General features: G+C 62.3%; 15 protein-coding genes. 4 read left to right on the top strand and 11 right to left on the bottom strand.

Going from position 1 to position 19,258, the window contains the following annotated elements; translation table 11 throughout:
* The first annotated feature begins 93 nt into the window (after nt 1–93).
* Nucleotides 94–1,734, top strand: coding sequence for a dihydrolipoyllysine-residue acetyltransferase (gene aceF, locus VIM95_RS11260; protein ID WP_331985669.1), 1,641 nt, complete (start codon nt 94–96; stop codon nt 1,732–1,734).
* 9 nt (nt 1,735–1,743) lie between these two features.
* A complete protein-coding gene (gene lpdA / locus VIM95_RS11255; protein ID WP_331985667.1) occupies nt 1,744–3,516 on the top strand; it encodes a dihydrolipoyl dehydrogenase in 1,773 nt (590 codons plus the stop codon).
* 82 nt (nt 3,517–3,598) lie between these two features.
* Here the strand turns inward: lpdA and VIM95_RS11250 are convergent, their stop codons facing one another.
* The 9 genes from VIM95_RS11250 to VIM95_RS11210 all read right to left on the bottom strand — a co-directional run bounded on the left by VIM95_RS11250 (nt 3,599) and on the right by VIM95_RS11210 (nt 15,452).
* The gene (locus VIM95_RS11250; protein ID WP_331985665.1) at nt 3,599–5,809 is read right to left on the bottom strand and encodes a putative bifunctional diguanylate cyclase/phosphodiesterase; all 2,211 of its coding nucleotides are present in this window, start codon (nt 5,807–5,809) and stop codon (nt 3,599–3,601) included.
* A gap of 56 nt (nt 5,810–5,865) precedes the next feature.
* Complete coding sequence (locus VIM95_RS11245) at nt 5,866–8,043, bottom strand: HDOD domain-containing protein (RefSeq protein WP_331985663.1); 2,178 nt, start codon at nt 8,041–8,043, stop codon at nt 5,866–5,868.
* Nucleotides 8,044–8,386: 343 nt separating this feature from the next.
* Complete coding sequence (pyk, locus tag VIM95_RS11240) at nt 8,387–9,808, bottom strand: pyruvate kinase (protein WP_331985661.1); 1,422 nt, start codon at nt 9,806–9,808, stop codon at nt 8,387–8,389.
* A 146-nt stretch (nt 9,809–9,954) separates the two neighbouring features.
* Nucleotides 9,955–11,133 (bottom strand): glycoside hydrolase family 18 protein, encoded by a 1,179-nt coding sequence (locus tag VIM95_RS11235; protein WP_331985659.1) that lies wholly within the window; start codon nt 11,131–11,133, stop codon nt 9,955–9,957.
* A gap of 86 nt (nt 11,134–11,219) precedes the next feature.
* Nucleotides 11,220–11,702 carry a tRNA adenosine(34) deaminase TadA gene (gene tadA, locus VIM95_RS11230; protein WP_331985657.1) on the bottom strand — a complete coding sequence of 161 codons (483 nt, stop codon included), beginning with the start codon at nt 11,700–11,702 and terminating at the stop codon, nt 11,220–11,222.
* Nucleotides 11,703–11,710: 8 nt separating this feature from the next.
* Nucleotides 11,711–13,369, bottom strand: a complete 1,659-nt coding sequence (recN, locus tag VIM95_RS11225; protein WP_331985655.1) for a DNA repair protein RecN — start codon at nt 13,367–13,369, stop codon at nt 11,711–11,713.
* Between the two features lie 70 nt (nt 13,370–13,439).
* The gene (locus VIM95_RS11220) at nt 13,440–14,318 is read right to left on the bottom strand and encodes an NAD kinase (protein WP_331985653.1); all 879 of its coding nucleotides are present in this window, start codon (nt 14,316–14,318) and stop codon (nt 13,440–13,442) included.
* Nucleotides 14,319–14,387: 69 nt separating this feature from the next.
* Entirely contained in the window at nt 14,388–14,675 is a 288-nt protein-coding gene (locus VIM95_RS11215; RefSeq protein WP_331985651.1) for a helix-hairpin-helix domain-containing protein, read from the bottom strand.
* Between the two features lie 9 nt (nt 14,676–14,684).
* On the bottom strand, nt 14,685–15,452 hold the full coding sequence (locus tag VIM95_RS11210) for a transporter substrate-binding domain-containing protein (RefSeq protein ID WP_331985649.1): 768 nt from the start codon (nt 15,450–15,452) through the stop codon (nt 14,685–14,687).
* A 202-nt stretch (nt 15,453–15,654) separates the two neighbouring features.
* Here VIM95_RS11210 and hrcA point away from each other — a divergent pair, with 202 nt between their 5' ends.
* Nucleotides 15,655–16,674 carry a heat-inducible transcriptional repressor HrcA gene (hrcA, locus tag VIM95_RS11205; RefSeq protein ID WP_331985647.1) on the top strand — a complete coding sequence of 340 codons (1,020 nt, stop codon included), beginning with the start codon at nt 15,655–15,657 and terminating at the stop codon, nt 16,672–16,674.
* Nucleotides 16,675–16,742: 68 nt separating this feature from the next.
* Nucleotides 16,743–17,819: a lytic murein transglycosylase B gene (mltB, locus tag VIM95_RS11200; protein WP_331985645.1), complete on the top strand. Its 1,077-nt coding sequence runs from the start codon at nt 16,743–16,745 to the stop codon at nt 17,817–17,819.
* 111 nt (nt 17,820–17,930) lie between these two features.
* Here the strand turns inward: mltB and VIM95_RS11195 are convergent, their stop codons facing one another.
* A complete protein-coding gene (locus VIM95_RS11195) occupies nt 17,931–18,548 on the bottom strand; it encodes a riboflavin synthase (RefSeq protein ID WP_331985643.1) in 618 nt (205 codons plus the stop codon).
* 87 nt (nt 18,549–18,635) lie between these two features.
* The gene (locus VIM95_RS11190; RefSeq protein WP_331985641.1) at nt 18,636–19,250 is read right to left on the bottom strand and encodes a DJ-1/PfpI family protein; all 615 of its coding nucleotides are present in this window, start codon (nt 19,248–19,250) and stop codon (nt 18,636–18,638) included.
* Nucleotides 19,251–19,258: the final 8 nt, after the last annotated feature.

Below are 19,258 nucleotides of genomic sequence, written 5' to 3'. Positions count from 1 at the left end.
CGTGGGGAGCGAGCGGGGCCAGTGCCCCGCACGCTTGCATAGCAAGGGGCCGGCTATGAGCCGCGCCCGCCTCGAACCCTCGCAGGAACGCATATGAGCAATCTGATCGAACTGAAAGTGCCCGACATCGGCGATGCCAAGGATGTCGACGTGATCGAAGTCTTTATCAAACCCGGCGACGTGGTGAAGCTCGAAGACTCGCTGATCACGCTGGAAACCGACAAGGCCAGCATGGAAGTGCCCGCCAGCGCTGCCGGCGTGGTCAAGGAAGTCCGCCTCAAGGTGGGAGACAAGGCCAGCGAAGGCACCGTGGTCGCCGTGATTGAAGTCGGCGCTACCGCAGCGGCCCCCGCTCCGGCTGCCGCCAGCCCTGCACCCGCACCGGCCCCAGCTCCCATAGCTGCACCGGTTTCCGCCGCAGCACCTGCAGCGGCAGTGGTTGCCACCACCATCGAAGTCAAGGTGCCGGATATCGGCGACGCCAAGAACGTGGATGTGATCGAGGTTTTCGTCAAAGTTGGCGACACGGTCAAGCAGGACGACTCGCTGATCACGCTGGAAACCGACAAGGCCAGCATGGAAGTCCCCTCGCCCGCCGCCGGCGTCGTACAAAGCCTGGCTATCAAGGTCGGCGACAAGGCCTCGGAAGGCACGCTGATCCTGACCCTGGCCAGCAGCGGCGCTGCTGCTGCCCCCGCGGCAGCTGTACCAGCCTCAGCGCCTACCCCGACACCGGCAGCGCCTGCGCCCGCCCCAGTGGCTGCAACACCGGCTCCGGCGGCAGCACCGGCCGCCAAGGTCGACGAAGCCAGCTTTAGAGCTGCCCACGCCAGCCCCTCGGTACGCAAGTTCGCCCGCGAGCTGGGCGTGGACCTGGGCAAGGTCAAGGGCAGCGGCCCCAAGGGCCGTATTGTGGCCAGCGACGTGCAAAGTTATGTGAAGGGCGTGCTCAGCGGCGCCGTTGCAGCCTCCAGCGCAGCACCGGCAGGCGGTGGTACCGGTCTGGACCTGCTGCCCTGGCCCAAGATCGACTTCGCCAAGTACGGTCCGGTCGAATCCAAGCCGCTCAGCCGTATCAAGAAGATCTCCGGCGCCAACCTGGCCCGTAACTGGGTGATGATCCCGCACGTCACGCAGTTCGACGAGGCCGATATCACCGAGATGGAAGCCTTCCGCAAGGAAATGGGCGAGGAGCTGAAAAAGCAGAACCTCAAGCTCACCCCACTGGCCTTCATCATCAAGGCCGTGGTGGCCGCGCTGAAGCAATACCCGGACTTCAACAGCAGCCTCGATGGCGACAATCTGGTGCTGAAGCAGTACTACCACATCGGTTTTGCTGCCGATACGCCCAATGGCCTGGTGGTCCCGGTGATCCGTGATGCAGACAAGAAGTCGCTGCTGGAGCTCGCTGCCGAGACCAGCGCCTTGGCAGCCAAGGCCCGTGACGGCAAGCTGCTGCCGGCCGACATGCAAGGTGGTTGCTTCTCGATCTCGTCGCTGGGTGGTGTAGGCGGTACCGCCTTCACGCCTATCGTCAACGCGCCGGAAGTGGCCATCCTGGGTGTCTCCAAGTCCAGCATCAAGCCGGTCTGGAACGGTAAGGAATTTGCGCCGCGCCTGGTCCTGCCGCTATCGCTGAGCTACGACCACCGCGTGATCGATGGGGCTTCGGCCGCCCGCTTCACGACCTATCTGTCGCAAGTGCTGGGCGATATTCGCCGGCTGATGCTGTAAGGGGCCGCCATGAGCAATGTGATCGAACTCAAGGTACCCGACATCGGCGACGCCAAGAATGTCGACGTGATCGAGGTCTTCGTGAAGGTGGGCGACACGGTCGCCCTGGAAGACTCGCTGATCACCCTGGAAACCGACAAGGCCAGCATGGAAGTGCCGGCCAGCGGTGCCGGCGTGATCAAGGCCATCCATGTCAAGGTGGGTGACAAGGTCTCCGAAGGCTCGCTGATCGCGACTGTGGAGGCTGCTGGCGCTGTCGCAACCGCGCCCTCGGCCCCCGCACCGGCTGCCGCTCCGGCCCCCACTGCCGCCCCTGCCCCGCAGGCGGCCAGCCACAGCGGTGGGGCCGATGCCGAATACGATGTACTGGTACTCGGCGGCGGTCCCGGCGGCTACTCGGCTGCCTTCCGTGCTGCTGACCTGGGCCTCAAGACCGTCCTGGTCGAGCGCTACGCCACCCTGGGCGGTGTGTGCCTGAACGTGGGCTGCATCCCATCCAAGGCGCTGCTGCACAACGCAGCGGTGATCGACGAGGTGCGTCACTTGGCCGCCAACGGTATCAAGTACCCGGAACCGGAGATCGATATCGACGCGCTGCGTGGCTACAAGGAAAAGGTGATCGGCAAGCTGACCACCGGCCTGACCGGCATGGCCAAGGCACGCAAGGTGGACGTGGTCCGCGGCTACGGTCGCTTCCTCGACCCGCATCATCTGGAAGTGGAGCTGACCACCGGCGAAGGCCAGGACAAGACCGGTCAGAAGCAGGTGATCAAATTCAAGCAGGCCATCATCGCGGCCGGTTCGCGCGTGGCCAAGTTGCCCTTTATTCCGGAAGACCCGCGCATCGTCGACAGCACCGGCGCGCTGGAGCTGAAGGCCGTACCCAAGAAGATGCTGGTCATCGGTGGCGGCATCATCGGCCTGGAGATGGGCACGGTGTACTCCACTCTGGGTGCACGGCTCGATGTGGTCGAGATGATGGACGGCCTGATGCAAGGTGCGGACCGCGATCTGGTACGCGTTTGGCAGAAAATGAATGCCTACCGCTTCGACAACATCATGCTCAAGACCAAGACGGTCGCCTTGGAAGCCAAGCCGGACGGCATCTACGTGAGCTTTGAAGGTGAAGCAGCCCCTAAGGAGCCGCAACGCTACGATATGGTGCTCGTCGCCGCCGGCCGCCTGCCCAATGGCAAGCTGATCGGTGCCGAAAACGCCGGTGTGGCGGTCACCGACCGCGGCTTTATCGAGGTCGATAAACAGATGCGCACCAATGTGCCGCATATCTTCGCGATCGGCGACATCGTCGGCCAGCCCATGCTGGCTCACAAGGCGGTGCACGAGGGCCATGTGGCGGCGGAAGTTGCCGCCGGTCACAAATCCTTCTTCGATGCCCGCGTGATACCCGGCGTGGCCTATACCGACCCGGAAGTCGCCTGGGTAGGTGTGACCGAGGACGATGCCAAGCGCAGCGGCATCAAGATCGAGAAGGCCGTCTTCCCCTGGGCCGCCTCCGGTCGCGCCATCGCCAACGGCCGTGACGAAGGCTTCACCAAGCTGATCTTCGACGCGGAAACCCATCGCATCATCGGTGGTGCCATGGTGGGTACCCATGCAGGCGACATGTTGGGCGAAATCTGCCTGGCCATCGAGATGGGCGCCGATGCGGTGGATATTGGCAAGACCATCCACGCGCACCCTACGCTGGGTGAATCCATCGGCCTCGCCGCCGAGGTATTCGAAGGCAGCTGTACCGATCTGCCGCCGGCCCGCAAGAAGTAAGCAGCGCATCTGGCAAAACAACGCCGGCCCGGTCTCACGACCGGCCGGCGTTGTTCATTGCAGTTCAGGATTAACCGTCAACTCAGATCAGGGTCATTGCCTCCAGCGGCGCCAAACGAGCCAGCGCCGGCAGGCGCAGGGCGATCTCGGCGGCAGGCACTGCATCGCTGAAGAAGTGGCCCTGCATCTCGGGGCAGCCCAGGGATTCGAGAAAACGCATCTGCGCCGAAGTCTCCACCCCTTCCGCCACCACATTGAGGTCCAAACCCTTGGCGATAGCGATGATGGCAGTGATGACCGGCGCCCGGGTGGTGTTCTCATCCACGTCGCGCACAAAGGACTGGTCGATCTTGATGGTATGGAACGGCAGCCGATGTAGGTAGTTGAGCGAGGAGTAGCGGGTGCCGAAGTCATCGATGGCGATATTGAGCCCGCAGCGCGCCAATTCCTCCAGCTTGCCTATGGTCTCGGCCACATGGCGGATGCAGATGTTCTCAGTGATTTCCAGCTCCAAGGTGGCCGGGTCGATCTGGAACTCCTGCAGATTGGCCAATACCTCCTCCACGAAATTGGGTCGTTCCAGGTACTTGGGCGAGATATTCACCGCCACCCGGAAGTTCTCCATATCGTGTGCGCGCCATTTATGCAGGTCCTTGCAGACCTGCCGCAAAGACCAACGACAGAGGTCCTCTATCATGCCGGCCTCCTCGGCCAGGCCGATGAATTCGCCGGCGGTGAGCAGGCCTCGCTGTGGATGGTGCCAACGGATCAACGCCTCGCAACCGACCATCTCCAGCGGACCCACCTTGTACTGTGGCTGGTAGTACATCTCGAACTCCTTGCGTTCGAGCGCACGATGCAATTCCGACTCCAGCGCCAAGGTGTGGTCGGCGGCGTACTGCATGTCGTGGGAGAAGTGGGCAAAGCCGTTCTTGCCCTCATCCTTGACATGGTACATGGCCATATCGGCACGGCGCAGCAGGCTGACCGGGGTAGTGCCATCCTGTGGATAGTGGGCCATACCCACGCTGCAGGATACATAGCACTCCTGCTCGTCCAAATAGAAGGGGCGACGCAGCTCCTCCAGTATCTTCCGGACGGTAGCCTCGGCCTCCTGGCGGGAGCCGACGTCGGGCAGGAAGATCGCGAACTCATCGCCTCCCAGGCGGGCCAGCGTATCGGTCTTGCGCACCGCAGCCTTGAGCCGCAGGCTGACCTCGCGCAGTAGCTCATCACCCTTCACGTGGCCCAGTGTGTCGTTGATGCTCTTGAAGCGGTCGAGATCCAGGAAGACCAGCGACAACTGCTCACCATGCCGGTGTGATTGGATCAGCGCCAGTGACAGACGGTCGTTGAACAGCACCCGGTTGGGCAAGTCAGTCAGCGGGTCGTAATAGGCGTGGTAGGCCACGCGCGCTTCGGCACGCTTGCGGTCGGAGACATCACGGGCAACGCCGTAGGTGCCTAGAAACAGGTCCTCGCGGCCGTCGGAGGACTTCTGGCTATAGACCCCGGTGGCGTTGAGTGAGATGGTGATGTAGCCATCGGCAGCAGTGTGGTTACGCTCAGCGTAGCCAGGTGCGCAGCGCAGCCGTAGCTCCACATTGCGGGCAGCGCGCGGCCCGCGCCGCCGCTCATTGAAGACATAGTGAGCCAGCGAAATGTCGTCCTCGTGCATCAGCTCGACAAAATGCCGTCCGATCAGGTCGGACTGGTCGTAGCCCAGCAAGGACTCGGCACGCTCGTTGACGTAGGAGAAGTTGCCCCAGGGGTCCAGCATATAGATCAGGTCTGGCGAGGCATCGACCAGGTAGCGGTACATCTGCTCGGAATCGGCCAGGCGTGAACGGATCTGCTGGTTTTCGCGCTCCAGCCGGCGCTTGGCCAGCACATTCTGTACCTTCTGGATCAGGTCTTCTGGCTCGTAGGGCTTGCGCACATAGTCATAGGCGCCGCGGCGCAGCGCACCGATGGCGGAATCGATATCGGAATTGCCCGACACCACGATCACCTCGGCGTCATGCCCCATGGCATGCATGCCGTCCATGACCTGGTGGCCGGAGATATCGGGCAGGCCCAGGTCCAGCAATACCAGGTCGATGCGGTGCTCGGCCAGCAGGCGTAGCGCCCCGCCCCCATCCTCGCTGCTCAGGATCAGGTAGTCATACGGCGCCAGCAGTGCCTCCAGGCTGGCCAACAGGATGGGTTCATCATCCACCAGCAGGAGCCGGATCGGATCCTTGTCCGCCCTGATCTGTGCCGGCGATACGCTTCGTCGCTTATCATGCTGCATATGGTTGTCCACGCCTGCTCCCCCGCTACTGACCCTTGTTATCTGCTTGTCCATGCTCAATGCACCGCTTGATCGTTGGCAACAACCGCCAACGTCGCTGCACCGCCTTGTTGCTGTGCCGGCAGCAACAGGGAGAATTCGGTACCGTACCGCCCGGAACGACAGGTGATATGGCCCCCTAGGCCGTCCATCAATTCCTTGACGATGGTCAGCCCCAGCCCCTGGTGACCATTACCCTTGCTGCTCTTGATCGGTCGAAACAGCTGCCCCAGCAACGTCGGTGGCATACCTGGACCATCGTCGCGGATCTGCAATTCAACGAACACATCACCATCGCGGTGGACAAGGCCAGTCGCATCCAGGCTTACCTGCCCAGCACGGCCAGCCAGCGCCTCCAGCGCGTTCTTGACCAGATTGAGCAGCACCTGCTTGGCCGCCTGACGATCGCCCCGCACCGCAGGCAGCTGAGCTTCCACCCGGCTGGACAGCCGTACGCCTGACGCAGCGCCCGGCACGGCCAACACCAGCTCCTCAAAGAAGGCGGCCACCTCTTCCACCAGACCAGCCATGTCAAACCACGCTGCCGACGACACCGATCCAAGCGGGGGCTCGCCCATGCGGGCAAGAATGTTCCCTACCCGCTGGATTTCCTCGCGGATGATCTGCAGCTCCCGGCCCATATCGCCAGCCGGTACACGCTCTGCATCCGTCAACTGGCCTGCGAGGATGCCCAGGTAGTTCTTGATGATGCTGAGTGGGTTGTTGACCTCATGCACCATGGCTCGTCCCTGCTGACGGTAGGCAGCCTGCATCTGCTGTGCCTCGATTCGGGCCGCCTCCTGCCGCTCGCGCAACTGCAAGAGTTCACTGGCCGCCTGGCCAGCCAGCGCCAGCAGCAACGGCGATGGCACTGCCAGTTCTGCCCCGTCGCCCCGGAGCACCAACAAGCCCAGCACGTCGCCCTGCACCCGCATCGGTACGCAAAGCAGGCGCTCAGCCCCCAGATTGGCCAGCATTTGGCGATCCAGCAGTTGCTGCGCCCTGCCGGCATCGATCTCGATCACCCGATCAGCCTGCAATGCTCTCGTCGCAAGGCAGTCGGAAGGTGGCAGCGGCAGGGTGAGCTCGGCCAGATGCGCCAAGTCTTCGTTCAAGGGCAGGCCGCGTGCGAGGTGCTGGCCGGGTTCGCGCAGAAAGGCCACCGGACAGGAAAGGCCGAACAGGATATGCAAGGTCCGGGCGAACTGGCGCAGCAACCCCGCTTCGCCCTGCGCCAGGGCATCACCAACGGTAGCCCCTTGTAGCCGGACAAGCTGGCACAGCACCATCTGCTGTACCGCATCAGTCAAAGCCCGCTGCGTGGCCGCTTCATCGCGCCAGACCGGCAGCAATTGGGTAGCGTCCGGGTCCTGCTCCAGGTTCAGGCTGATGGCACCGACATCGATACCAAGGCGGGAGGCCATCTTGACCACCTGGCTACGGGCGGCACTACCCAGGCTGCGGCAACGCGGTACGTCGATGCCACACAGTTGCTCGGCCACCTCTTCCGCCAACCTTACCTGCTCACGGTCCATGGTTTGCTGGTACAGCACGCGCGCCAGGCGGTTCGCCACGTGGGTGATACGGATCAAGGGATGGGCATCTCGCAGGGCTGCCGGGTCCTCGTGGTGGTAGCGCACGCTGTCGGCGATAAAGCCACCCATGCGCCATTGGCCGATCAACCAGGCGCCAACGGCAGCATGCGTGGTCTGCAGCACTTGCTGCTCCAAGGCGCACAGGGCATCGGTATCGTCATGCAACAAGAGCGTCGCGTAGCGCTCCGGTGTAGCGGCCAGCAAGCCCAAGCGGCCAACGTCATGCAACAGGCCCGCCAGATAGGCTTCCTCACCATGGGGATAGCCCACAGTATCGGCCAGCTCCTTGGCCAGTACGGCAGTGGTAAGGGTATGACACCAGAAACGGCGCAGATCGCCAGCGCGATGACCCGCGAAGGAATGGAACACTTGGAATACCGATTCGCCGATCACCAGAGTCTTGATGGCATCCTTGCCCAGGCGCAGCAGACATTGGTCAAGCCGGGTGATAGGGCTGGCGGGCTGGCGGCCGACCGCATTGGCCGCAGCAATGACCTTGGCGCTGCAGGCGGCGTCCTGCGCGATCAGTTCGGTCAGTTGCGCGAAATTGCTGGCCTCGTTCTGGCAAAGCTGCAAAAGCTTCAGCAAAACCTCCGGCATGGCTGGCAGCCTGGCGACGGCCAACTTTGCTTCAATCTCCCGCGGTAGTTTCAGGCTGGAAATATCCGCCTCCCCTATTTTCTATCTACGCACGCAGAATCTGATTTCAAAGCTTAAACCAAATTTGTAAGAATGGACCAGAAGCATATGAATTTATTTACTAATTTCCAACAGCACCATGCCATACCGGTATTGAATTTAATAACCAATTAATTCGTATATTTGGAATAACTTATTTTTAATTTCTTTAAATACCGCTGCCTCCCCATGAACAACCCACGGTTTTATACCCAATAAAAAACCGCCCCTAAAGGCGGTTTTTTATTGGGCGGTCGCGTTCAACTTATCGCTGGGCAACCCGCACGATCTTCATGGTATTGGTGCCACCCATCTGGCCCACCGTGTCACCCACCGTGATGACGATCAGGTCACCCGGCTGCACCAGGCCATGCTCCAGCAACTTGACCTCGGCCGAGGTCAACAGCGATTGCTGGTCGCAATCGTGTGCCAAGGTCATGGGAAACACGTCACGGAACAGGCTGAGCCGGCGGTAGGCGCCGAGCTCTGGGGTCATGGCGTAGATGGGTACGCCGCAATTGACCCGGCTGGTCCAAAGGGCCGTGGCACCGGTCTGGGTCAGGGCCACGATCGCCTTGACCTTGAGGTGGATGGCAGTAAACAGTGCTGCCATGGCAATGGACTGGTCAACACGGGTCAGGTCACGGCTCAGGAAGTCGCGATCCAGGCGGTAGTCGGAAGACTTCTCAGCCTCGATACAGACACGCGCCATGGCTTCCACCGTCTCCACCGGGTACTTGCCGGCTGCGGTCTCGGCCGACAGCATCACGGCGTCGGTACCGTCGAGCACCGCGTTGGCCACGTCGCTGACCTCGGCGCGGGTCGGCACCGGGCTGGTGATCATGGACTCCATCATTTGGGTGGCGGTGATAGTCAGCTTGTTCTTGTCGCGGGCCAGCCGGATCATCCGCTTTTGCAGGGCCGGCACAGCGGCATCACCCACTTCGACGGCCAGGTCGCCTCGGGCCACCATGATCACGTCGGAAGCGTCGATCAGTTCCTCGAGGTTGGCAATGGCTTCGGTGCGCTCGATCTTGGCTACGACCTGGGCCTTGCTACCGGCCGCCTGGATCAAGGTGCGGGCCATATACATATCGGCGCTGCTCTTGGGGAAGGAGACGGCAACGTAATCGGCCTCCAGCTGGGCGGCGACCTTGATGTCGTCCATGTCCTTGGCAGTCAGCGCCGGCGCGGACAGACCGCCCCCCTGGCGATTGATGCCCTTGTTGTTGCTCAGTACGCCACCGACGCGTACGCGGGTATGGATGGCGCTACCGTGTACGGTCTCGACATCCAGTACGATGCGACCGTCGTCCAGCAAGAGCACGCTACCGGTGCTGACGTCACGCGGCAGTTCCTTGTAGTCGAGTCCGACGCGCTCGTCATTGCCTATCTCGCAGGCTGCATCGAGGATGAAGGCTTGGCCAGGCTCCAGGTTGATCTTGTTCTTTTCGAACTTGCCCACACGGATCTTGGGGCCTTGCAGGTCGACCATGATGGCAACCGGCAGGTTGAGGCGGGCGGCGACCTCGCGCACCATCTGCGCGCGCGCGATATGGTCTTCGGCCTTGCCATGGGAGAAGTTCAGCCGCACGACATTGACGCCGGCGGCGATCAGGCGGGTCAGGACATCCGGCTCATTGGTAGCGGGCCCCAGTGTAGCGACGATCTTGGTGCTGCGTTGCATGGAAGAAGCACTCCTGGCTTGGGTGGTAGTACTTATGGCAGACACCGGCGGTACCGGCATCGCACGGTTATGTAGTAATAATACAAGCCGCTTGCGATGTAATCCGCTGCATTTTGACTACGCACCCCAAAAAAGCACTGCCCCTCCTAGCGCCCCGCCTTGCGCAAACGCAGATTGAGCCTGTCGAGCAGCACGCCGTCCGGGTCGCCGGTCAACTCCCAGAACATCGCACCGGCCAGCCGCTGCGCCTTGAGGAACTGCAGCTTGTAGTCCAGCGACTCCACATCTTCGTAGCTGATGAACTCCCCGGTCTCCAGTCGGACGAGGTAAGGCGTCTTGGTGACGTCGTTCCAGTGCCGCGTGTAGCCGTTGCGGTCGATGAAATGGGTCGCCAGCTCGCCGTAGCGTATCGAGCCCTCCGAGTTTGCGCCGCCGCCAGGACCGTTGCAATCCTGGTACTGGCCGTTACCGGCAGGTGCACACTGCTTCCAGGCATAACCATAGAAAGGCAGGCCCAACATGATCTTGTCTGCCGGTACGCCCGCTTTACGGTAAAGGTCGATGGCGCTGCTGACATTGGACAGCGGCGAGGTACCGTCCCTTTGGTAGGCAGGGTCATGGTAGAGCGGCGCCACATGGCCGGAGAACTTGTTCCATAGACCATTGAAGTCATAGCTCATCAGGTTGACCCAATCGAGGTAGCGCACTGCCTCGCGCATCTCGGTATGGTTCAGCCAACGCTCGCCGGCGCCGGTGGCGCTGGTCAAAAGGTAGTGCCGACCGGCCGGCTTGCCTGCTTTGTCCAAGGCGGCGCGGACGGCCTGCAGCAGCAGGGTGTAGTTGGTCTTGTCCGCCGGTCGCACGATGTTGCCCTCGGCACCGCCTTCAACCGGGTATTCCCAATCGATATCAAGACCATCAAAGCCATAGTGGCGCATCAGCGCCACGGCGCTGCCGGCAAAGCGCTGCCGGGCCTCAGGGTCGAGTGCGACATCGGAAAAGTATTTGGAGCCGCCCCAGCCACCAATGGAAAGCAAGGTACGCAGCTTGGGGTACTGCCGTTTCAGCGCCTGCAAGCCGGCCAACTGGCGCCGGCCCTCTGCGGTCGGTGTCAGTACGGCCTTACCATCCTTCACCTCTGCAAAGGCGTACATCAGATGGGTAAGCTTGTCTGCCGGTATACGCTCAGGACCATAGCCCAAGCGCTCCGACGCCTCACTGAAGTAGTAGGCGACGATCTTGTAGTCAGCCGGATCCTGCGCAACGGCCGGCAAGGCCATCAGCATGCAGCAGGCGAGTATGAGGTGCAGGCAAATGGCTCTCATGTGGTCTCCGCATCACAAACAGGAAGTGCAGCAGAGCCACAGAATAAGCGCGGTCAATACCATACCGCAACAATACCACTTTCAGATCAGGCGGAATCCGCCTTGGCCTGCTTGGCCAAGCGCCGCCGCTCGGCAAAGAAATCCTTCAGTTGCTGGCTGGCTTCGTCGGCCAGCAGCCCCGCCACCACCTCGGTATGGTGGTTGAGCTGGGCATAGCCAAAGAGGTCAAGCACGCTACCGGCCACGCCGGTTTTAGGATCGGCCGCGGCATAGCAGACCCTGGCCAGACGGGCATGCATGATGGCACCGGCACACATGGCACAAGGCTCCAGGGTGACATAGAGCTCGCAACCGGGCAGGCGGTAGTTGCCAAGAATCTGCGCCGCTGCACGCAAGGCGCGCATCTCGGCATGGGCGCTGGGGTCATGCAGGGCAATGGGGGCATTGCTGCCGGTAGCGATCACCTTGCCGCCCTTGACCAGCACCGCGCCGACCGGCACCTCGCCGCGCGCTGCCGCCTCGGCCGCCTGGGCCAGTGCCAGGCGCATGAAGTCTGCAGGCTCCATCATGACGCCGCTCAAACTACGCCCAGCATTTCCGCTGCATGGCGGCGGGTGGTGTCGGTAATGTCCACGCCACCCAGCATGCGCGCAATCTCCTCGATGCGCTGGGCCTGGTCGAGGTAGGCAATATGGCTGCTGACAGTCTGGCGCGTTTGGGTCTTGCTGACCTGGTATTGATGATCGCCACTGGCAGCCACCTGCGGCAGATGGGTGATGCACAGCACCTGGTGGCGCTCGCCCAGCCGCTTGAGCAACTGGCCCACGATCTCGGCCACTCGGCCACCAATGCCCACATCCACTTCGTCGAAAATCAACGTAGGAACGGCCGCGACCTTGCTGGTAATGACCTGCAGCGCCAGGCTGATGCGCGACAATTCGCCACCGGACGCCACCTTGGCCAGCGGCCGGGCCGGTGCCGCGGCGTGTGGCGCCACCTGGAATTCGACCTGTTCCAAGCCATAAGCAGCTGGCTGCTCCTGCGGCAACAGGGCAATCTCGAAACGGCTGCCGGCCATGGCCATGGCCTGCATTTCCTTACTCACCGCCTTGCTGAGCGTGGTCGCCGTGCTGCGCCGCGCCTTGCCCAGTTTTTCGGCCAAGGCACGATAGGCCACCTCGCCTTCGCGCACTGCCGCTTCCAGCGTGGCCAGCCCCTCGCCACCGCCCAGCTCAGCCAACCGAGCCTGCCAAGCCACCAGCCGCTCTTGCAACTGCTCCGGTTCGATGCGGTATTTGCGTGCCAGCCGGTAGATGTCGTCCATGCGCCGCTCCACCTCGCCCAATCTGGTGGGATCCAGCTCCACCCTGTCGGCGTAGTGACGCAGTGCATGCACGGCTTCAGAGAGATTGGCGTCGGCGGCAGCCAAGAGATCCAGTGTCTCGCCCAGGCTCGGGTCCAGCGCCGCAAGGTCGGCCAGGCGGGACTGCACGCTACCGAGCAGGGACTGCACATTGACGTCACCTTCCGACAAGGCATCGAGCGCCTGCCGGCCGCCCTCGATCAAGCTGGCGGCATGGCTCAAACGGCTATGTTCGGTCTGCAGCTCGGCCCACTCGCCCTCAGCCAACTTGAGTACGGCCAGCTCCTCGATCTGCCACTGCAAGCGTTCGCGCTCTGCAGCGAACTCGCCCTCGTGCTTGCTGGCCAGTGTCAGCCGCTCCTCGGCCTTCTTCCAGGCCGCAAAGGCCTGCTTCACCTGCCGCGCCAGCTCAGTCTGGCCGGCATACGCATCCAGCAGGCTGCGCTGGGCCTCTGGCCGCATCAGCGACTGGTGGGCGTGCTGGCCGTGGATATCAACCAGGAATTCACCCACCTCACGCAACTGCGCCAGCGTCGCGGGCTGGCCGTTGATGAACGCCCGCGAGCGACCGCTGGCATCGATCACGCGGCGTAGCAGCAGATTGTCGTCGTCACCATTGAGCGCATGCTCGTTCAGGCGCTCCAGCAAAGCCGAGCGGCCACGTGCATCGAAGTGGGCAGACAGGTCGGCCTTGTCGGCACCGTGCCTGACCACGCCGGTCTCAGCCCGCTCGCCCAGCAGCAGGGACAGGGCATCGATCAGGATAGACTTGCCGGCGCCGGTCTCGCCGGTCAGCACGGTAAAACCACCGGCGAAATCCAGGTCCAGCTCTTCGACGATGACGAAATCGCGCAGGTGCAGGGATAGCAGCATAGGGGTCAGTCAGACAGGTTGGGCGTGATGCCGGGCACCACCGGCGCCTTGGCGGGTAGGCCGGGCCGGCTCAGAACAAACGCTCGCCCCAGTGCAGCTTGTGGCGAAGCATGTCGTAGTAGTTGTACCCGACCGGGTGCAGGATGCGCAGCGAATTGCGATAACGCTTGATGGTGACGCGGTCCATCTCCTGCAGATCAAAGTGGGAATGACCGTCAAAGTGGACCTTGACCTCGGAGCCACGCGTCAGCATGAACTCGACGGTGGAGGCATCGTTCACGGCAATAGGCCGGGCGGTCATGGTCTGCGGACAGATTGGCACCAGGGCAATGGCCGGTACGGTCGGGTGCAGGATAGGGCCACCAGATGCCAGCGCGTAGGCGGTCGAACCGGTCGGGGTGCTCACGATCAGCCCATCGGAGCGTTGGCTGTAGACGAACTGGTCGTCGATAAATATTTCAAATTCGATCATGGCGCCGAGCGAGCCACGGCTGAAGACCACGTCGTTGAAGGCCAGGGCCGAATGCACCTCACGCTCGTCGCGGATCACCTTGGCCGACAGCAGCATGCGCTCCTCAGGCACAAAGTCACCGTTGAGGATGCGCGGAATAACGGTTTCGATATCGTCCACACCGACATCGGTCATAAAGCCCAAGCGGCCCTGGTTGATGCCGACCAGCGGAATACGGTACGGCGCCACCAGCCGGGCGATGGACAGCATCGTCCCGTCACCGCCCAACACAATCACGAGGTCCGCAACCTTGCCGACCTGCTCCAGCGGCACGACCACCGCATCGGCAATCGGGTGTTCGGCAGCGGTATCGGCATCAAGGATGATGCCACCGCAATCATGCTGGCACAGCAAGGCCGCCAGGCGGCGCAAGGGTTCGCCGATATTGGGACTATTGCGACGCGCCACCAGGGCGATTTTCTTGAAGAGCATGCTCATGGCAGGAATTTAACCACAAGGGCAGGCGCCTTGCTAAGCGGCCGTTGTACGCAAGCTAACAACGAGCGCCTAGCGCCCCGCCAAGTGCCGCTTACGCTCAGCGGTAAAGTCCCACCACTTGCGGGCCTCGCCAGTCTCGACAAAGTGGACGATGGAGAGAAAAACGTCGATCACGCAGGGGTCGTGCCGCTGGCCGGTACGCTCGCACAAGGTGGCGTACATGGCGTAGCCATCCTGCCCTCGCAACCCTTCGGCTTCGGTAATGCCAAGGAGGTGCAGGTCGGCCACAGTAGCAGGGCCCACGTTGGGCAACGCGAGCAGGCTGCTGGAAGCGTTTGCTACCTGCCGGCGCGCCATGTCGAAGGCTCAGTAGATATTGAAAACGAAGTACTTGCGCTGGATTTCCTGGTACACGCCATTGTCCAGGATGGTGGCCAGGGCCTTGTTGAAGCGTTCCTTCAGCGCCTGGTCACCCTTGCGCAGGGCAATGCCCTGCCCTTCGCCAAAGAACTTGCTGTCGATCACGGCCGAACCGACCAGCTCAAAGCCCTTGCCCTTGGGGGTTTGCAGGAAGCCATAGTAGCCGGCGACCACGTCATCCATGACCATGTCCACTTCGCCCTTGGCCAGCGCGCCGTACATCTCGTCTGCACCCTTGTAGCGGATGATCTGCGAGCTACCTTCGTACTTGGCGGTCAGGTAGCGATCATAGGTAGTATCCACCTGCACCCCGATGGTCATCTTGGCAACCCGCTTGGGGGTGATGAAGACGAAGGGAATGCGGTGTGCCTTGGCAAAGAAGAAGGCCGGCGTGTTGGCGTACTTGTCGGTGAAGTCCACCAGCTTCTTGCGCTCGTCGGTGATCGACATCATGGCGATGGCGGCATCGACCTTCTTGTTGTTGAGTGCCGGAATGAGGTTGTCCCAGTCCACCTGGACCAGCTTGCAGTCGGCCTTCATCTCCTTGCACAGCGCCTTGGCGATATCGATGTCAAAGCCAGCCAGGTTGCCCTTGGCGTCGATCTCGGAGAAAGGCGGGTACTTCCCTTCCAGCGCGATGCGCAGCGGCTCGGCCGCAACAGCGGCAGACAGGGACAGCAGAACGGCAGACAGCAGATACGGCAACAAACGCATGGAACACTCCCGACTGGAGACGTGGAATACAGGTGGTACACAAAAGCGTGGCGACACGCTGCCGCAGACTACGCCGGGAGCGGCCGCCCTCACAATAGTGGCGCGTTGAGCTGTTGCGTCGCAGCAAATAGAGCCGGTGCCATACCACTTACAACTTGCCGGACAGGCTTGCCGCAAGTAGTGCACGCGCTACAATCGGCGCATGCTCAGCGAACGTGCGCAAATCCTGCTCAAGACCCTGGTCGAGCGTTATATCGCCGAAGGACAGCCCGTCGGCTCCCGTACCCTCTCCAAGTATTCCGGCCTGGAGCTGTCGCCCGCCTCTATCCGCAATGTGATGTCGGATCTGGAGGAGCTCGGCCTGATCACCAGCCCGCATACCTCGGCAGGACGGGTGCCGACCTCGCTCGGCTATCGCCTGTTCGTCGACAAGCTGATCACCATCCAGCCGCTGCAACAGCTCGAGATTCGCGAACTGCAGGGGCAGTTGCAGCCGGATAACCCGACCCGTGCGGTCGCCGCCGCCTCGTCCTTGCTGTCGCAGCTGACCGAGTTTGCTGGCGTGGTCATGACGCCCAAGCGACGCGGCATACCGTTGGCGCAGGTGGAATTCGTGCGATTGGCTGAGAAGCGGGTGCTACTGATCCTGGTCACTGCCGATGGCGATGTGCAGAACCGCATCTTGCTGACCGAGCGTGAACACACCCCGCAGGAGCTCAGCGAGGCGACGCAGTTCCTGAACCAGCACTGCGTAGGCAAGACGCTGGAAGAGGTACGTGCCACCGTCTATGAAGACCTGCGCCACCTGCAGGGGAATATCACCACCTTGATGAATGCGGCGGTCGAGGCTGGCAGCCAGGCCATGGCAGACGACCCTTCGCCAGTGGTGATCACCGGCGAAAGCAATCTGCTGCGGGTAGACGAGCTGTCCGGCAATGTGCAGCGCCTACGGCAGTTGTTCCGGGTATTCGAGGAAAAGACCGCCCTCCTCCAGCTGCTGGACCACGGCCAGCACGCAGCCGGGGTGCAGATCTTTATCGGCCAGGAGGCCGGTCTCTCTCCGCTGGACGAATGCTCGGTCGTCACCGCGCCGTATGAAGTCAACGGCCAGATCGTGGGAACGCTGGGGGTCATCGGCCCTACCCGCATGGCCTACGAGCGCGTCATACCCATCGTCGACATCACCGCCCGCCTCTTGTCTTCGGCGCTGTCGCACCACTGATACCTCCTTCCGCCACCCGAGGCAGCCCTGGCGACCTCGCAGAGTGGCGACTTACCGGATTCCCTTTGATGCTGCGTACCCTTTTGATCGGCTTGACCGCCTTGACCGCTGCCAGCTGCCTGGCCGATGAAGCCGCACCGGACTTCAACCAGCGCACCGACGTGCAGGCCTTTATCGACGAAATGGTGCAAGAGCCTGGTTTTGATCGGGACACACTGAATGCGCAGTTCGCCCAGGTCGTCTACAAACCCAATATCCTGGCCATCCTCGACCGCCCCTCTACCAGCCGCCCCTATTACGCCTTTCGGCCGGACTTTGTGAATGACACCCGCGTCCGGCTGGGAGTGGCCTTCTGGCAGGAACATGCCGCCCTGCTGACCGCCGTCTCTGAGCAGTACGGTGTGGAGCCGGAATACCTGGTTTCCATCCTGGGTGTAGAGACGCTGTGGGGGCGCAACACTGGCAGCTTCCGGGTCATGGACGCGCTCTCTACCATCGCCTTCAACTACCCTCGTCGCGCCGAATTTTTCCGCAAGGAGCTGCGAGAATTTCTGCTGCTGGCGCGCGATGAGCACGCCGACCCGCTGAGCTTCAAGGGCAGCTACGCCGGGGCCATGGGTGCACCCCAGTTCATGCCTTCGAGCTTTCACGCCTACGCGGCGGACTGGGACGGCGACGGCCGGCATGATATCTGGCAGAACACCGGCGACATGCTGGCCAGCGTCGCCAACTACTTTGCCAAGCACGGCTGGCAGTGTGGCCAGCCGCTGGTGATCGAGGCCAAGGTCGACGGTGACCAGTTCCAGCCCCTGGTCGACGACAAATTCAATCTGCACTACCGGGTCAGCGAGCTGGCGGCTTATGGCGTAACGCCGCTAGGCGAGGCGCCGGGCGACCCCCTGGCCGTGCTGGCGCCGCTGGAACACGAACCGGGCGTGACACGCTACTGGCTGGGCCTGGGCAACTTCTACGCCATCACGCGCTATAACCGCAGCACGCTATACGCCATGGCGGTACATGAGCTGGCGCAACGCATCCGCGCCGCCTACCTCGATCCCAGCCTGTTGCCACCGGCACCCAAGGCCAAGCCTGCCAACAAGGGCAAAGCCAAGGCAACCAAGCCGCAGGGCAAGAAACGCAGGTAGTAATGGCAAGCCCAGCGCGGCGGTTCTTGGCTGGGCGTGCAAGAGCAGGCGCGTGCAATGGACAGTACAAGTAGTACGGCAAACTTGCACAGCACCGCCAGAAGGGCCTTGTTAGTGGCTGCGCAGACGCCCGGGGAGCAAGCGTTCGAGATACCGGGCAACCATATCAACCTCTAGGTTGACCTGGTCCCCCACCTGCAGAAGGCGCAGGTTGGTGGCTTCCAGCAGATGCCCGCCCAGGCTGGCCGAGAACAGGCATTGCTCGCCATGGTCCTTGATCTGACTGATGGAGAGCGACACGCCATTGACCGCGATCGCACCCTTGAGCGCGATGAACTTGGCCAGGCTGCGGTCAACCTCGACCAGGAGCGTCCGGCCCTCGCCTACCGTCTCGCACTTCAGCACTTCCCCCAGTCCATCGATCTGGCCGGCCACCATGTGCCCACCCAGCCGTTCACCTAGGCGCATGGCCTTCTCAAGGTTGACCTCGCGGCCGGGGTCCTCCAGCCCAACCGTGGTGCGCTGGGTGGTAATGGAAATATCGTATTTGAAGCTGTGCGTGCTACGCGCGACCACGGCCATGCTCGCGCCGTTGACGGCGATACTGTCACCAACGGCGATATCGCCCATATCCAGACGCTCGCTGACTACCATGACCCGCAGGTCTTCCCCTGCCAGCGGCGTGACAGTGGCAATCTTGCCGGTAGCTTCAACAATGCCGGTGTACATGGATACCCCACAGCGAGACACGAATCGGCAGAGCGCCGCCTAATCGTGATAGCCCGCTACGGCAGGGGCGTCAATCCGGCCTGGGTATCAGGCAGGTTGTCGCTCGCGGGTATGGGTGCGGACCACGCTCAAAAGGCGATCAACATAGCTCGCCTTCTCACCAACCGGCGCCACATAGTGCAGCGCCTCGCGAGCCTGCTGCTCGCCGGCCAAGCGCAACAGCACCCAGGTAGCCAGATACTGGGAGGCCAGGCAGCCACCAGCGGTAGCGAGATTGCCTTCGGCATGGAAAGGTGCATCGACCACATCGACACCCGCCGCCTGTACCCAGGGCTTGGAGATCAGGTCGGTGCAGGCCGGCAGATCGCCAATCAAGCCCAGCTTGGCCATCAGAAAGGTACCCGAACACTGGGCACCGATCAGCTGACGCCCAGGATCAAGCTGCAAACGGGCCATCAATTCAGCGTCGGCGGCTACTTCGCGCGTCTTTATACCGCTACCGAACAGGACGACGTCGGCCTCGTTGGCATATTCCAGCGGCCGTTGCGGGGCGATACTCACACCATTCATGGAGGTCAGTTGCTCCCCCGGGCCGGTGATCTCGGCCTGCCAACCCACGTTACGCAGGCGGTTGAGCATACCGAGCGCGATAAAGGAATCGAGCTCATTGAACCCGTCGAAGGTCAGGATGGCGATCTTCATGACTTGGC

Origin of the sequence: Chitinimonas sp. (assembly GCF_036568685.1) — a bacterium.
In the GTDB taxonomy this organism is placed as follows: Bacteria; Pseudomonadota; Gammaproteobacteria; order Burkholderiales; family Chitinimonadaceae; genus Chitinimonas.
Note: the sequence above shows the minus strand (reverse complement) of the source record. Positions and strands in the feature narration are given on the sequence as shown.